Source organism: Stenotrophomonas nitritireducens, from assembly GCF_001700965.1.
Classification (GTDB): domain Bacteria; phylum Pseudomonadota; class Gammaproteobacteria; order Xanthomonadales; family Xanthomonadaceae; genus Stenotrophomonas; species Stenotrophomonas nitritireducens_A.
Genome location: NZ_CP016756.1, coordinates 3357675 through 3373097 on the forward strand (window position 1 = coordinate 3357675; position 15423 = coordinate 3373097).

Annotated in this window: 14 protein-coding genes; 8 read left to right on the forward strand and 6 right to left on the reverse strand. The window is 65.6% G+C overall.

Annotated elements, in window-relative coordinates; translation table 11 throughout:
- The first annotated feature begins 66 nt into the window (after positions 1–66).
- From BCV67_RS14180 to BCV67_RS14200, 5 genes are all read left to right on the forward strand, one after another.
- A complete protein-coding gene (locus tag BCV67_RS14180; protein WP_057629616.1) occupies positions 67–1050 on the forward strand; it encodes a malate dehydrogenase in 984 nt (327 codons plus the stop codon).
- A 406-nt stretch (positions 1051–1456) separates the two neighbouring features.
- Entirely contained in the window at positions 1457–2080 is a 624-nt protein-coding gene (locus BCV67_RS14185) for an RluA family pseudouridine synthase (protein WP_062171712.1), read from the forward strand.
- 267 nt (positions 2081–2347) lie between these two features.
- A complete protein-coding gene (gene prpE, locus BCV67_RS14190; protein WP_082746598.1) occupies positions 2348–4243 on the forward strand; it encodes a propionate--CoA ligase in 1896 nt (631 codons plus the stop codon).
- Positions 4244–4384: 141 nt separating this feature from the next.
- Positions 4385–4864, forward strand: a complete 480-nt coding sequence (locus BCV67_RS14195; RefSeq protein WP_062169003.1) for a hypothetical protein — start codon at positions 4385–4387, stop codon at positions 4862–4864.
- A 105-nt stretch (positions 4865–4969) separates the two neighbouring features.
- Positions 4970–6031: a suppressor of fused domain protein gene (locus tag BCV67_RS14200; protein WP_062169001.1), complete on the forward strand. Its 1062-nt coding sequence runs from the start codon at positions 4970–4972 to the stop codon at positions 6029–6031.
- 24 nt (positions 6032–6055) lie between these two features.
- Here the strand turns inward: BCV67_RS14200 and BCV67_RS14205 are convergent, their stop codons facing one another.
- Together BCV67_RS14205 and BCV67_RS14210 are read right to left on the reverse strand one after the other, a co-directional pair.
- Complete coding sequence (locus BCV67_RS14205; protein ID WP_062169000.1) at positions 6056–7531, reverse strand: sensor histidine kinase; 1476 nt, start codon at positions 7529–7531, stop codon at positions 6056–6058.
- Positions 7528–8247 (reverse strand): response regulator transcription factor, encoded by a 720-nt coding sequence (locus tag BCV67_RS14210; protein ID WP_062168998.1) that lies wholly within the window; start codon positions 8245–8247, stop codon positions 7528–7530. Before BCV67_RS14210 ends, BCV67_RS14205 begins: the two co-directional genes overlap by 4 nt.
- A 146-nt stretch (positions 8248–8393) precedes the next feature.
- Here BCV67_RS14210 and msrB point away from each other — a divergent pair, with 146 nt between their 5' ends.
- Genes msrB through msrA form a run of 3 tightly spaced genes read left to right on the forward strand, consistent with a single transcriptional unit; the run spans position 8394 to position 11433 of the window.
- Positions 8394–8897, forward strand: coding sequence for a peptide-methionine (R)-S-oxide reductase MsrB (gene msrB / locus BCV67_RS14215; RefSeq protein ID WP_062168996.1), 504 nt, complete (start codon positions 8394–8396; stop codon positions 8895–8897).
- Between the two features lie 33 nt (positions 8898–8930).
- Complete coding sequence (locus BCV67_RS14220) at positions 8931–10682, forward strand: cytochrome c biogenesis protein DipZ (RefSeq protein ID WP_062168994.1); 1752 nt, start codon at positions 8931–8933, stop codon at positions 10680–10682.
- A gap of 16 nt (positions 10683–10698) precedes the next feature.
- The gene (msrA, locus tag BCV67_RS14225; RefSeq protein ID WP_062168992.1) at positions 10699–11433 is read left to right on the forward strand and encodes a peptide-methionine (S)-S-oxide reductase MsrA; all 735 of its coding nucleotides are present in this window, start codon (positions 10699–10701) and stop codon (positions 11431–11433) included.
- A gap of 78 nt (positions 11434–11511) precedes the next feature.
- Here the strand turns inward: msrA and BCV67_RS14230 are convergent, their stop codons facing one another.
- From BCV67_RS14230 to BCV67_RS14240, 4 genes are all read right to left on the reverse strand, one after another.
- The gene (locus BCV67_RS14230; protein ID WP_062168991.1) at positions 11512–12129 is read right to left on the reverse strand and encodes a glutathione S-transferase N-terminal domain-containing protein; all 618 of its coding nucleotides are present in this window, start codon (positions 12127–12129) and stop codon (positions 11512–11514) included.
- A 114-nt stretch (positions 12130–12243) separates the two neighbouring features.
- Positions 12244–12702 (reverse strand): cell wall hydrolase, encoded by a 459-nt coding sequence (locus BCV67_RS14235; RefSeq protein WP_057629626.1) that lies wholly within the window; start codon positions 12700–12702, stop codon positions 12244–12246.
- 275 nt (positions 12703–12977) lie between these two features.
- Positions 12978–13136, reverse strand: coding sequence for a hypothetical protein (locus tag BCV67_RS20170; protein WP_156455862.1), 159 nt, complete (start codon positions 13134–13136; stop codon positions 12978–12980).
- A 133-nt stretch (positions 13137–13269) separates the two neighbouring features.
- Positions 13270–15300: an NADPH-dependent 2,4-dienoyl-CoA reductase gene (locus BCV67_RS14240; RefSeq protein ID WP_062168990.1), complete on the reverse strand. Its 2031-nt coding sequence runs from the start codon at positions 15298–15300 to the stop codon at positions 13270–13272.
- Positions 15301–15423: the final 123 nt, after the last annotated feature.

Genomic DNA, 15423 nt, shown 5'->3' on the forward strand with positions numbered 1-15423 from the left:
CTTGCCGATGCGCCCGCGTCTGCTTGGCCTTACCCCCACAAACGCTTCTTAGCAGAGGAAACCCCCATGAAAGCACCCGTTCGTGTTGCCGTAACCGGCGCTGCCGGCAATATCGGTTATGCACTGCTGTTCCGCATTGCTTCCGGTGAAATGCTGGGCAAGGACCAGCCGGTCATCCTGCAGCTGCTCGAAATCGACAACGAAAAGGCCCAGGCCGCCCTGCAGGGTGTGGTCATGGAACTGGAAGACTGCGCCTTCCCGCTGCTGGCCGGCGTGGTGACCACCGCTGACCCGCTGGTGGCCTTCAAGGACGTCGACGTGGCCCTGCTGGTTGGCGCGCGTCCGCGCGGCCCGGGCATGGAGCGCAAGGACCTGCTGCTGGAAAACGCCAAGATCTTCACCGTGCAGGGCAAGGCCCTGAACGCCGTCGCCAAGCGTGACGTGAAGGTGCTGGTGGTCGGCAACCCGGCCAACACCAATGCCTACATCGCGATGAAGTCGGCGCCGGACCTGAACCCGAAGAACTTCACCGCCATGCTGCGCCTGGACCACAACCGCGCCCTGAGCCAGCTGGCTGCCAAGACCGGCAAGACGGTCGAGAGCTTCGAGCACTTCACCGTGTGGGGCAACCACAGCCCAACCATGTACCCGGACTACCGCTTCGCCACCACCGGCGGCGCCAAGGTCGGCGACCTGATCAACGATCAGGAATGGAATGCCAACACCTTCATCCCGACCGTCGGCAAGCGTGGTGCGGCCATCATCGCCGCCCGTGGCCTGTCCTCGGCCGCGTCGGCTGCCAATGCCGCCATCGACCACGTGCATGACTGGGTGCTGGGCAGCAACGGCAAGTGGGTGACCATGGGCGTGCCGTCCGACGGTTCCTACGGCATTCCGGAAGGCGTTGTGTTCGGCTTCCCGGTCACCACCGAGAATGGCCAGTACACCATCGTCAAGGATCTGCCGATCGACGACTTCTCCAAGAAGTACATCGACATCACCCTGGGCGAGCTGGAAGAAGAGCGCGCTGGCGTGGCCGACCTGCTGTAACAGCGGGCAGTTGACGTAGTGCAAGCAACGGGGAAGCTTCGGCTTCCCCGTTTTTGTTTGTTGTTCGTTGTTCGTTGTTCGTTGATTGTCGTAGAGCGCAGCCATGCTGCGCTGAGGCGTTACCGTTAAATCTCCTTGTAGTGCCGAGCCATGCTCAGCAGAGGCTCTACTGGTGAAGCCCCTGCCGAGCATGGCTCGGCACTACACCGACGCTTTATCGGCAAGGCCCCTGCCGAGCATGGCTCGGCACTACGCTCCCTCCCTTTCGCGAAGCGAAGGGGAGGGTTGGGGAGGGGGAGCTCCTCGCTGGCTGAAACACGCATGATCGGAAGCGGTGAGTGCCGCTTCCACATGCGTGGCAAGACCCCTGCCGAGCATGGCTCGGCACTACATTCTGCTTTTGGACATGACTGACAAGATCGCGCTGCATTACATAGACGAGGCATTGCTGGTGGCGGAAAAGCCGGCCGGTCTGTTGTCCGTGCCCGGGCGGCTGGCGGAAAACCAGGACTGCGTTGTCTCGCGTCTGCAGCTGGACCATCCGGACGCATTGACCGTGCATCGGCTGGACCAGGTGACCTCAGGCTTGATGCTGTACGCGCGTGGCAAGCCGATGCAGATCGCCTTGTCCAAGCAGTTTGAACAGCGCCAGGTCAGCAAGCGCTATGAAGCGCTGGTGCAAGGCCTGATCGAGGGCGAATCCGGGCAGATCGATCTGCCACTGATCTGCGACTGGCCGAACCGGCCCAAGCAGATGGTGAGCTTTGAATTGGGCAAGCCTTCGTTGACACGTTGGCGGGTGCTGGCGCGCGACGTGTTGGCGCAGACCACGCGGCTTGAGCTGGAGCCGGTGACCGGGCGCAGTCATCAACTGCGCTTGCACCTGGCCAGCATCGGGCATCCGATCGTGGGCGACGTGATGTACGACGCGCAGCCTGCGGCGCGGGTATGCCTGCATGCGCGACGTTTGGAGTTTGTGCATCCGCTGAGTGGGGAGGCGTTGGCGTTTGTTTCGGAGTGTCCTTTCTGAAAGCAAAAGCTTGCCCTCACCCCAACCCCCGCTTCGCGCCCCGGCCCTTGCGCTGGCGCAAGGTCGTTCAATGAGCAGCGAACCGGTGGTTCGCAAGCTGCTCCTTTCACCCCGCGCGCGGGAGAGGGGATGGGGTGAGGGCAGGCTCCTGGCTCGTAGTCCGAGGCCCGTTAGCCCCGGACTTGGCCTCCGAGCCTTTGGTCTTAAGACCATCGTCGCAGGGAGCCCAGGCCACTGTCCGGACTATGCTCGGCACACAACAGGCAGGTGTCGGAGGAAGTCGTGCAGTACGATCAGGTCTACCGCCGTTCCATTGAAGAGCCCGAGGCGTTCTGGGCCGAAGAAGCCAAGGCCATCCATTGGCACCGCCCGCCGCAGCAGATCCTGGACTACAGCAATCCACCATTCCGCCGCTGGTTCGTGGGTGGTGAAACCAACCTCTGCTACAACGCAGTGGACCGGCATCTTGCCGAACGCGGCGACCAGCTTGCGCTGGTTGCCATCTCCACCGAAACCAATGTCACCCGCGAACTGACCTATCGCGATCTGTATCGCGAAGTGAATGCCTTCGCCGCGGTGCTGCTCAAGCTCGACGTTGGCCGCGGTGATCGCGTTGTCATCTACATGCCGAACATGGCCGAAGCGGTATTCGCGATGCTGGCCTGCGCGCGTATCGGTGCAGTGCACTCGGTGGTGTTCGGCGGTTTTGCCGCGCACAACCTGGCACTGCGCATCGACGATGCCGCGCCGAAGCTGCTGATTGCCGCCGATGCCGGCATGCGCGGGGGCAAGATCATTCCGTACAAGGCGATGGTGGATGCGGCCTGTGCAGAAGCGCGCACGCCGCCGCCGAAAGTACTTATCGTTTCGCGCGGGCTGGATGCGGCCGAGCCGCGTATCGCCGGCCGCGACGAAGACTATGCCGCGCTGCGCGCACAGGCCGGTGATGTCGAGGTGCCGGTGCAATGGCTGGAGTCCAACGAGCCGAGCTATCTGCTGTATACCTCCGGCACCACCGGCAAGCCCAAGGGTGTGCAGCGTGATGTCGGCGGTTATGCGGTGGCGATGGCGCAGTCGATGCGTACCGTGTTTGATTGCGGGCCGGGCCAGGTGATGTTTTCCACCTCCGATGTCGGCTGGGCAGTGGGCCATTCCTACAATGTCTATGGCCCGCTGATCGGCGGCTGCACGTCCTTGTTGTACGAAGGCCTGCCGATCAATCCGGATGCGGGCATCTGGTGGGCGCTGTGCGAGCAGTACGGCGTGCGCACGATGTTTTCCTCGCCAACTGCCATCCGCGTGCTGAAAAAACATGATGTGGACTTCATCAACCGGCATGACCTGTCGGAGCTGAAATACCTGTTCCTGGCCGGCGAGCCGCTGGATGAGCCCACCGCGCAGTGGATCAGCGGCGCCTTGCGCAAGCCGGTGATCGACAACTACTGGCAGACCGAGACCGGCTGGCCGGCCTTGACCTTGTTGCCGGGGCTGGAGATGAAGCCGGTGAAGTTTGGCTCGCCGGGTTTCCCCAATCTTGGCTACAAGATGAAGGTGATCGACGAGCAGAGTGGCGCCGAAGTCGCGCCCGGGCAGAAGGGCGTGCTGGTGATCCAGCCGCCGTTGCCGCCGGGCTGCATGAGCACGGTGTGGAACGACGACGAGCGCTTCCTCAAAAGCTATTTCAGCCACTTCAAGGAACTGCTGTACAGCTCGCTTGACTGGGCCATCCGCGACGAGGAGGGCTATACCTTCATCCTCGGCCGCACCGATGACGTGATCAACGTGGCCGGGCACCGGCTGGGCACGCGTGAGATCGAGGAGGCCATCTCTGCCCATCCGCGCGTGGCCGAGGCCGCGGTGATCGGCGTGCATGACGAGCTGAAGGGGCAGGTGCCGCTGGTGTTCGTCACCTTGAAGCAGACCCGGCCGGATGACGATCCCGGTCAGCTGGCGGCGGAAATGGTGCAGCAGGTCATCGGTTCGTTGGGTGCGGTGGCGCGCCCGGCCCATGTCCATATCGTCAATGCACTTCCCAAGACCCGTTCGGGTAAGCTGCTGAGGCGTTCACTGCAGGCATTGGCCGAACAGCGCGACCCCGGTGATCTGTCGACACTCGACGACCCGGGCGCACTGGAAGAAATCCGTCGCGCGCTGGGGAAATAGCGCGTCGCCAGGCCTTCGGGCCACGGTGCGGCGGTGATCGCAAGGGGGCGGTAGGTGTGCAGCTGCAATGCAGATTCCGGGGCGGGGGCTCCGGGAGCATGCGCACGGACCGTATTGCGACGCACAAAAGTGGGAGGGGGAATGGCATTCATCTATGCCAAGACGGCCGCTGGCCGCCTGGAAATTGAGAACCGTGGCTTGAAGCTGGCACCGGCGTTGCGCTCGGTGCTGTTGCTGGTGGACGGGCAGCGTGATGAGCGCGAACTGCAGCAGATGGCGCAGGGCCTGCGCGCGCCGGATGACGTATTGCAGCAATTGGCTGCCTTGCAGCTGATCGACGCGGTGGCCGGCAGTGCCGAGAAAGCACCGGTATTGCTGGTGACCACGCAGTGGGGCGACGACCCGCTGCGTTACCAGCAGCTACGCGACTGGATGGCCGAGTCGGTGCGCAAGCACCTGGGCCTGAAGGGCTATCTGATCCAGTTGAAGATCGAGCGCAGCAAGACCGCTGTCAGCCTGGAACAGCTGTGGCCGGAGCTGTCCACCGCGCTGGGCAAGGCCAAGAGCCCGGCGTTCGCAAGCCGTTGGTTGGAAGAAACGCACGCACTGGTCGTGGGCTGATGCTGATGGGACCACCGCCCGCAAGGGCGGTGGTCAACGTCGCGCGCAAGCTGCCGCACTGCATGGGCACTATCATATGGGCTTGTCCCTCATTGGAGTGCCTGCATGGCGCAGCAAGACAGCGGTCAGATCAGCACCGCAGGCTGGGATGCGATCAACGCGGCCATGGCGGCGCTGTATCCGGGGCAGACGCCCCGGCATTTCGGCACCGTGCTGTCGCATACCCTGGGTGGCAACGATCCCCTTGATGGCGTCAGCGTGTACTGGAGCGATGCACCCCGTCCGCACTGGCATTACGTCAGCTACGGCTTTTCCGAGCTGTACGACAAGCAGAGCGAGGATCCGCAGGAGAGCGGCTTCGGTTTTGAATTGACCTTCCGGCTGGCCGCTGCGCCTGGTGAAAACCAGCACGGCGAGCCGCCGGTCTGGCCGATGAACCTGCTGCAGAATCTTGCGCGCTATGTGTTCAGCAGCGGCAACGTGTTCGAAGCAGGGCATCATCTCGATGCCAATGGCCCGATCGCGCTGGATACCGACACCCAGCTGCGGCATCTGGCATTCGTCGCCGATCCGCAGCTGCCGGCAATCGACACCGCCAACGGGCGTCTGAATTTCCTGCAGCTGGTGGGGCTGAGTGATGACGAGATGGCGGCGATCAAGCGCTGGTCCACGCTCGGTGTGTTGACGGTGATGGCACCGGCAATGCCGTTGTGGATCACCGAGCTGGGCCGCGATTCACTGCTGCGTGATCCGGCGCTGGCTGCGCAGCTTGAGGCGGGCAGTCAGCGGGAAGGCTCCAGCACCGGCATGTTGCTGGTGGAAACCTTGGACTGGCGCGTTGATGGCGGCATCACCACGCTGGTGCTGGGCGCCGGTCAGGTGGACAGCGTGCTGGAGCTGTTGCCACTGCGCCTGCATCACGACCGACCGTTGGTGGTGCTTGGCCAGCAGCGCCAGTGGCGGTTCGAGCCCGGGCTGATGGACGACGTGCAGAGTGATGGCGACAGTGCACGCTGCGTGCTGTCGGACAGCAGCCTGCGGGCGATGTTGGACAGCGTGCGTGCCGAACGCGGCGTCTATCCATTGCCCGGTGGCAAGTTGCAGGTCGAAGTGCGGCCGACGCTGCTGCGCGATGGACAGGGCAGTGTCATCCGCGAAATAGGCTGATCCACAGGCGCCGCACGGCAGCGGCTACGCGCGCTGCCGTACCAGCGGCAATGAGAACTCGAACACCGCACCTTCGTCGCTTTCCAGCAGGCGGATCTGGCAGTGGTGCAGCTGCAGGATGCGGTGCACGATCAACAACCCGAGGCCGCCGCTGTCAGGGCGTTGGCTGCCCAGTGCGGGCGGCGTGTTGAACAGCTGGTCGCGCCGTTCCACTGGAATGCCAGGGCCGGTATCGGCAACGCGGACCATCACCTCGTCATCCAGCGCCCGCAGCGACACGCGGATGCGGCCACCTGCCGGGGTGTGGCGGATCGCGTTGTCCAGCAGGTTGGTCAGCACCCGCTCGATCAGTCCAAGGTCGGCCTCCACCGGCGGCAGCCCTGCGGGAATCTCCGCGTCCAGATGTTGCTGCCGCGACTGCGCGGCCAGTTCGAATTTCTGCAGCACGTCCTGCACCAGGTCCGGCAGCGAGAATGCCTGCAGTTCCAGCACCACGCCGCCATGCTCCAGCCGCGCCAGTTCGAACAAGGCCTGTGCAAGCCGGCCAACCTTGTGGCTCTGCGACAGGGCGATGGCGAGATAGCGCTGGCGTTCGTCGGCGCTGAGGCTGGCATCCTTCAGCGCCAGTGTTTCCAGATAGCCGTGCAGCGAGGACAGCGGCGTGCGCAGGTCATGCGACAGGTTGGCGACCAGCTCGCGGCGTTGCAGATCCTGCTGCCGCAGCTGCTGCCATTGTTCGCTGATGCGCTGGCCCAGGTGCGCGAAGCTGTGCTGCAGGATGCTCAGTTCATCGCGCTCACCGGCACGCAGCGGCGCCGGTGGCAGCGGCGGACGCGGGTCGCCGCTGTCCACGTCGAAGGACTGGATGCGACGGGTCAGCTGGCGCAGTGGCCGCGTCACCCAGCGGAACGCGATCACCGCCGCCAGCAAGCCGAACACGGCCACGATCGCCAGCGACCACAGCGTGGTGCGCAGCGTGGCATTGGCGGCGATATCGGCGGCCAACGCCTCGCGTTGCTCACCCACCAGCACCACGTAGATGTAGCCGACCTGGCGGCCCTGCACGCACAGCGGCGCTGCGTTGAATACCTTGCGACCGCTGCTGCTGCGTGGGTCGTCACCGAAGATCGGCAGCGGCTCGCCGGCCAGCAGGGCGCGCACCGGCGCCAGGTCGACGCGGTCACGCTTGAGGTGACCTTCCGGCGCGTCGTGGCCGAGGATGCGGCCGGCATCGTCGAGCAGATAGACCTCGACGCTGGGGTTGACCGACATCAGCTTGCCGAACAGCGCGCGTACCTCGCCATCACGGATGCCACGCGCATCCATAAGTTCACCGCTGCGCGCGATATGTTCGGCCAGCCCGCGTGACAGGCGCTGCACGGTTTCCTGCTCGTGCATGCGGCTGCTGCGCATCTGCATCCACGCCAGCGCGCCGCAGCAGATCAGCAGCAATGCGCAGAACACCAGCGACAGGCGCTGTGAGAGGGTGAGCCGGATCATGCCGGGCTCCCGCCATCGGTGGCCAGCTTGTAGCCGCGGCCCCACACGGTAAGGATGCGTGTGGGCGCTGCCGGATCCTGCTCGATCTTGTTGCGCAGGCGGTTGATGTGGGTGTTGACGGTGTGTTCGTAGCCATCGTGTTGATGGCCCCAGACCTGATCCAGCAGCTGCATGCGCGAATACACCTGGTCGGGGTGGCGGGCGAAGAAGTACAGCAGGTCGAATTCGCGCGGGGTGAGTTCGAGCGGACGTGCATCAACCTGCGCGGTGCGCGCGACCGGATCGATGCGCAGGCCGGCCACGTCTATCGTGCCGGCATCGATGCGCGCGTTCTGCGCCATCGCCTCCACGCGCCGCAGCAGCGCTTTTACCCGCGCCACCAGTTCCAGCATCGAGAACGGCTTGGCCAGGTAGTCGTCGGCGCCCAGTTCCAGGCCCAGGATGCGGTGCAGCTCACTGGCACGCGCGCTGGTGATGATGATTGGCGTATAGCGGGTCATCGCGCGTGCGCGCCGGCAGATTTCCAGCCCATCCACGCCGGGCAGCATCAGGTCCAGCACCAACGCATCCCAGTGCCCGGCTTCGAGCAGGCGCACGCCTTCGTCGCCGCTGGCGGCATGGCTGACCTCGTAGCCTTCATCCCGCAGGTGCATGCGCAGCAGGTTGGCGATATGCACATCGTCTTCGACGATCAGGATGCGTTTTGTGCTGCTCATCGATGCCTGCGGCCGGCTCGGGTGGATGGCTGGCATTGTCCTTGGAAGCGCGCGTGGATGTGTCACGAAGAATTTAACTCTGCGTGAGGATTCGTTGACCCGGGCAGGCGCAGCATGGCCGCATCGTCCCTGGCTGGAGACCGCTCATGAGCCTCACCCGTCGCAGGTTGCTTGGCATTGGTGGCATGGCTGCCGCAGCCGGAGTGCTGGGCCTGACTGCCTGCAATGGCCCGGCCCCGGCCGCACCGGCACGTTCGCCGGTGTTCGAAGTGATGCGCAGCGACGCACAGTGGCGGCAGCAGCTCAGCCCGGCGCAGTACGCGGTGCTGCGCCAGCAGGGCACCGAGCGGGCCTTCAGCAGCCCGCTCAATGCCGAACACCGGCGCGGCACCTTCCACTGTGCAGGCTGCGCGCTGCCGCTGTTCTCCTCGGCGACCAAGTTCGACAGCGGTACCGGCTGGCCCAGCTTCTGGGCGCCGCTGCACGACGCAGTGGGCGAGGACCGCGACAGCAGCCTGGGAATGGTGCGGGTGGCGGTGCACTGCCGGCGCTGTGGTGGCCATCTGGGCCATGTATTCGAAGACGGCCCACGCCCGACCGGACTGCGTTACTGCATGAACGGCGTCGCCCTGCAGTTCGTCGCGGCCTGACCTGCGTTTCATTCTTTCCTGAAGGATTCCTCCATGTTCCTGTTGGTATTGGCCTACCTCGGCGGCGTACTCACCCTGCTCAGCCCCTGCATCCTGCCGGTGCTGCCGTTCGTGTTCGCGCGCGCCGACCGACCGTTCCTGCGCAGCGGGCTGCCTTTGCTGGTCGGCATGGCGTTTATGTTCGCGGTGGTCGCCAGCCTGGCGGCGGTGGGCAGCCAGTGGGTTGCGCAGGCCAACCAGATCGGGCGCTGGATCGCGCTGGTGGTGATGGCGCTGTTCGCGTTGGCACTGCTGTGGCCGGCCTTGGCCGATCGCCTGCTGGCGCCGCTGCAGCGCGCGGGTGCGCGGCTGGGCGCCGCGGCCGACGCGGGGCAGGGCGGCGTGCTGAGTTCGCTGCTGATCGGCGTAGCCACCGGCCTGCTGTGGGCGCCGTGCGCGGGGCCGATCCTGGGCCTGATCCTGACTGGCGCTGCCCTGCAGGGCGCCAATGTGGGCACCACCGGTTTGCTGCTGGCTTATGCGCTGGGTGCGGCGACCTCGCTGGCGCTGGCGGTGTGGATAGGCGGGCGCGTGTTCACCGCCTTGAAGCAGCGGCTGGGGGTGGGCGAGTGGATCCGGCGCGGCCTGGGTATCGCGGCCTTGTTGGCGGTGGTGGCCATTGCGATGGGTTGGGATACCGGCCTGCTGACGCGGCTGTCGACGGTCAGCACGGCAAGGCTGGAACAGCGGTTGCTGGACGTGCTGCCCACGCAGCAGCCGGCGGCAGGCGCGGCGATGATGATGTCCGCCGGCGATGCCGGTAGCGGAGCGCTGCCGGTAGAAGGGCAGATGCCCTCGCTGGCCGGCGCCACCGGCTGGCTCAACAGTCCGCCGCTGGATGCGGGGCAACTGCGCGGCAAGGTGGTGCTGGTCGATTTCTGGACCTACTCCTGCATCAACTGCCTGCGCGCCATGCCCTATGTGCGCGACTGGGCCGAACGCTACAAGGATCATGGGCTGGTGGTGATCGGCGTGCATGCGCCGGAATTCGCCTTCGAGCGCGGCCTTGGCAATGTGCAGCGCGCGGTCGCTGATCTGAAGGTCACTTATCCGGTCGCCATCGACAATGATTTTGCGATCTGGCGCGGCTTCAACAACCAGTATTGGCCGGCGCATTACTTCATCGATGCGCAGGGCCGCATCCGCGCCCATCACTTCGGCGAAGGCAACTACGCGCAGTCCGAACAGATCATCCGCCAGTTGCTGCGCGAGGCCGGCAACAGTCTGCCGGGTGACGCGGCACCGGCAACGCGCATGGCCGACAGGGGCGTTGAGCGCCAGGCCGACATGGACAGCCTGAAATCACCGGAAACCTATATCGGCCATGCCCGCGCCGAGCACTTCACTTCGCCCGGCGGCATCCAGCCGGGGCGCACCGCCGAGTACAGCCTGCCGAGCCGGTTGCAGCTGAACCAATGGGCGCTGGCCGGGCATTGGACGGTGGGGGCCGAGGATGCGCAGCTGGAGCAGGGCGGTGGCCGCATTGCCTTCCGCTTTCATGCCCGTGACCTGCACCTGGTACTGGCGCCGCAGGATCCGGCGCGGCCGGTGCGCTTCCGCGTGCGCATCGATGGCCAGCCACCGCAGGCCGCAGCGGGCAGTGATGTGTCGGCGCAGGGCGAAGGCGTGGTGGATCAGAACCGCCTGTACCAGTTGATCCGTCAGGACGGCGAGGTGCGCGAACGGACGTTCGAGATCGAGTTCCTCGATCCGGGTGTGCGCGCCTATGCCTTCACGTTTGGTTGAACACAGGAGAGCCGAGATGAAGATCGCCATGGACAAACTTGTTGCCGGCAGCATCGCGGTGCTGATTGCCGGGGCGCTGCTGGTCGCCGGATTCGGCATGGACCGTAGCGCGCAGGCGGCACCGGTGGCGCTGCACGTGCCGGCCCCGACCGGTGCGGCCGATCTGCAGCAGGCCGGCGTCAAACAGGCGCGGGTGGTGTTTGCCGGCGGCTGCTTCTGGGGTGTGCAGGGCGTGTTCCAGCACATCAAGGGCGTGGACAACGCGGTGTCCGGCTATATCGGTGGCAGTGCAGCCGATGCCAGCTATGCGCGCGTCAGTGGCGGCGGTACCGGCCATGCCGAGGCGGTGCAGGTGTCCTACGATCCCTCGCAGGTCAGTTACGGGCAGTTGCTGCAGGTGTTCTTCTCGGTGGTGCATGACCCCACCCAGCTCAACCGCCAGGGCCCGGACCATGGCAGCCAATACCGTTCGGCCATCTATGCCGATGACGCTGCGCAGCGCGATGCCGCCCGCGCCTATATCGCCCAGCTGCAGCGCAGTGCGGTGTTCGCGGCGCCGCTGGTCACCCGGGTTGACGGCGGCAAGGCCTTCCATGCGGCCGAGGGTTACCACCAGAACTACCTGACGCTGCACCCCGAGTCGGCCTATATCCGGATCAATGACCTGCCCAAGGTGGCTGCCTTGAAGCAGCAGTACCCGGCCTTGTACCGCGAGCAGCCGCGTCTGGTCATGACCTTGTCGGCGCGCTAGTTGCGGTGCCGCCAAAACGCAACGGGCCGCCGGTCATGCAACCGGCGGCCCGTTCGTTTCAGGCGTAAAGCAGGGGGATCAGCTCAGCCCTTCGGCCTTCATGGCCGCCTGCACGGCCGGGTCGGCCTGCATGCGCTGCTCGAAGCGGTCCAGTGCGTCCATGTCGGCAAGATCGAGCTTCAGGCCGCGCGCCCAGCGCAGGGTCACGAAGGTGTAGGCATCGGCAATGGAAGCGCGCGGGGTGCCGCCCAGCCAGTCCACCAGGGCCAGGCGATCGTTGATGCGCTGGTACAGCGTCTTCAGCTTCTGGCGCGAGTGTTCCTGGGTACGGGCGATGACCGCTTCGTCTTCCAGGTACTTGGTCGCGCCGAAGATCGGGAAGTAGGTGGGGTGCAGGTCGGCGTTGACGAAGGACAACCAGCGGTTGACCTCGGCGCGGGTGCGCGGGTCGCTGCCGCCGTCCAGCCCGGAGGCCGGTGCCTTGTCGCAGATGTAATGCAGGATGGCGGCGTTCTGGGTCAGCACCCAGCCATCGTCTTCCAGCACAGGTACGGCGCCGGCCGGGTTCATCTTCAGGTACTCGGGCGACTTCATCGTGGCGTGGTCCACGATCTGCACATCGAACTTCAGGCCCGACCAGATCAGGGCGATATGGTCGGCCAGCGAACAGGCGCCGGGCTTGCTGTAGAGCTTCATCGGAGGGCCCCCTCGGGGTGTTGAGACCCCGACATTATCGCCACAAGCGTGTTGCTCAGTGTGCAGGCAGGTAGCAGACAGCTGGCGTGCCGCTGCGGCAGGCCTTCAGCCGGCTCAGGAAGCGCGCGGCTTCAGCGACTGCACCTTATAGAAGGTATGCCCGCCGATTGTGGCCACCTGGTAGGCATTGCGCCAGCTCGGGCTGGCGATGGCGTGGGCGGCGAAGTGGCTGGCGCCGGGCACGATCTCCTTGCGCTGGCCATTGGGCAGGGCCCAGTTGCGCTCGGCGGCAAAGGCTACGTCGACGGCTTCGGCCCAGGCATCGTTGTTGCGCAGCTGGGTGCCGGGGGCGACCAGGGTCGGGGCGAACTGCTTGCGGGCGGTGACCACCTGACACATCGAGTCGCCCCACAGGCCACTGTCCAGCCGCCGCAGGGCGACTTCGGCCACGGCCTGCTGGCCGCGCAGGGTCTGGTCGCGGGCTTCCAGGTATACGGTCGTGCTCAGGCACAACGAATCGGCTGCAGGTTGCGGCAACATCTGCGACAACCAAAGAATCCAAGCCAGTTTCATAAATCTCCTTGCTCCGTGTGGGCCGCAGCCGCCCTGCCTCCCTCAAGGGAGCCGGACAACACTGCGACTTGGCGTTATGGGGAGGCGGCCGTGGCATCGGGGCCGCCCCGTGGGCAGCCCCAATAGATTGTGGGAGGGCTGCGCCTTGCTCACCAGAACTGGTGGGTGAGCGGAAGTTGGCGCAAGGTAGGGGGCGAACCCAAAACTCATCCTGAACAGTGATTGTTGACATTCAGGTTTGTTGCCCGGGTCTTTTTTGGCTCGGGTACGCGCATTCAGGTTTTTGAGGGCACACCGTCGAGCCGATTCGAGGCCGCGTTGATCACGTCCTGATGGCTGGAATAGTGGGATCTGCATCCCGTTTTTTTGCGAATTGCATCCGCGTCGAGCGCATTGAAGCCGGCCGCATCACGTTTCATTTCCTCGGCCGCCATGCCGGCAAAGTTTTGCCGAGCACCGGTAGCCCGGGTAAGCGCAGCGCACCCGGGATTGCATGCTGGTCTTTCAGTCGGACACGTTGGCCGATCATCCCGGGTGCGCTGCGCTTACCCGCTTCTGCTGCCTTGTTTAAAGAGCTGCAGCGACCCGGCTGCCCTGATCGATCGCGCGCTTGGCATCCAGCTCGGCGGCGACATCCGCGCCGCCGATGATGTGCACGCTGCGGCCGGCGGCCTGCAATGCATCGGCCAGTTCACGGCGCGGAGTCTGGCCGGCGCACACCACCACTGTGCCGACATCCAGCAACTGCTCCTGGCCGTCGACACGGATGCGCAGGCCGGCGTCATCCACACCCAGGTATTCCACGCCGCCGAGCATCTTCACGCCCTTGGCCTTGAGCGTGGCGCGGTGGATCCAGCCGGTGGTCTTGCCCAGCTTGGCGCCCGGTTTGCCAGGGCTGCGTTGCAGCAGCCAGACCTTGCGGGCAGGCGCTTCGGGCTGCGGCTTGGCCAGCGCGCCACGGCTTTCAAAGCTGGCATCCACGCCCCATTCGGCCATCCAGCGGGCGGGATCCAGCGCAGGCGAGGGGCCTTCATGCACCAGAAACTCGCCGACATCGAAGCCAATGCCACCGGCGCCGATGATGGCCACCTTGTCGGCGGCCTGTACCCGTCCCAGCAACACGTCGAGGTAGCTGACCACCATCGGATGGTCTGCACCGGCGAAGCTGACCTTGCGCGGGCTGATGCCGGTGGCCACCACGACCTCGTCGAAATCGGCCAGCGCGTTCACATCCGCTGGCGTGTCCAGCCGCACGCTGACCCCGGTTTCGGCCAGCTTGTGGCGGAAATAGCGCAGGGTTTCGTGGAACTCCTCCTTGCCGGGGATGCGCTTGGCCACGTTGAACTGGCCGCCGATTTCCGCAGCCGCATCAAACAGGGTGACCTGGTGGCCGCGTTCGGCCGCCACCGTGGCGCAGGCCAGGCCGGCTGGGCCGGCACCCACCACGGCCACGCGCTTGGCGGCGGTGGTCGGCAAATAGACCAGCTCGGTCTCGTGTGCGGCGCGTGGGTTGACCAGGCAGCTGGCGCGCTTCTGCTGGAACACATGGTCCAGGCAAGCCTGGTTGCAGGCGATGCAGGTATTGATCGCCTCGGGCTTGCCGGCCTTGGCCTTGGCCGGCCACTGCGGGTCGGCCAGCAGCGGGCGGGCCAGCGACACCATGTCGGCGCCGCCGCCGGCGAGGATGCCTTCGGCCACGTCCGGCATGTTGATGCGGTTGGTGGCGATCAGTGGAATGCCGACATGCGGCTTGAGCTTGGCGGTGACGCCGGCAAAGGCGGCGCGCGGCACCGAGGTGGCGATGGTGGGGATGCGCGCCTCGTGCCAGCCGATACCGGAGTTGATCAGGGTTGCGCCGGCCGCTTCGATGGCCTGCGCCTGCTGCACGATCTCCTGCCAGTTGCTGCCGTCCTCGACCAGGTCCACCAGCGACAGCCGGTAGATGATGATGAAGTCCGGGCCGCAGGCCTCGCGGATGCGGCGTACGATCTCCACCGCGAAGCGCATGCGCTTGGCCGCGTCGCCGCCCCAGGCATCGCTGCGGCCATTGGTGCGCGGGGCGATGAATTCGTTGATCAGATAGCCTTCCGAGCCCATCACCTCGACGCCGTCGTAGCCGGCATCACGCGCGTATTTCGCTGCGCGGGCGTAATCGGCAATATGCCGCTCGACGCCGCCGGCCGACAACGCGCGCGGGGTGAAGGGGTTGATCGGTGCCTTGCGCTTGGACGGGGCCACCTGCAGCGGGTGGTAGCCGTAGCGGCCGGCATGCAGCAGCTGCAGGCAGATCTTGGCGCCGTGCGAATGCACGGCAGCGGTCACCTGGCGGTGGCGGCTGACTTCCCAGGGCCAGGACAGTTTGCTGCCGAACGGGGTCAGCCAACCCACCACGTTGGGCGCGAAGCCGCCGGTGACCAGCAGGGCCGCGCCACCGGCCGCACGCTCACCGAAGTAGGCGGCCAGCTTGGGGAAGTCGCGGGCGTGGTCTTCCAGCCCGGTGTGCATCGAGCCCATCAGGATGCGGTTGCGCAGCTGGGTGTAGCCCAGATCCAGCGGGGCGAACAGGTGCGGGTAGGCGGTGTCGGTGGCTGGCGTCATGCTGGATACGCTTGCGTATGGAATGGCCCATTCTGACTGGCAATCGCGTTGGCCTCAATGCTTGCCCTCGCACTGACGTGTCCGTGATGAGGCAAATGGATTGCAGCGTCATTACAATGCGCC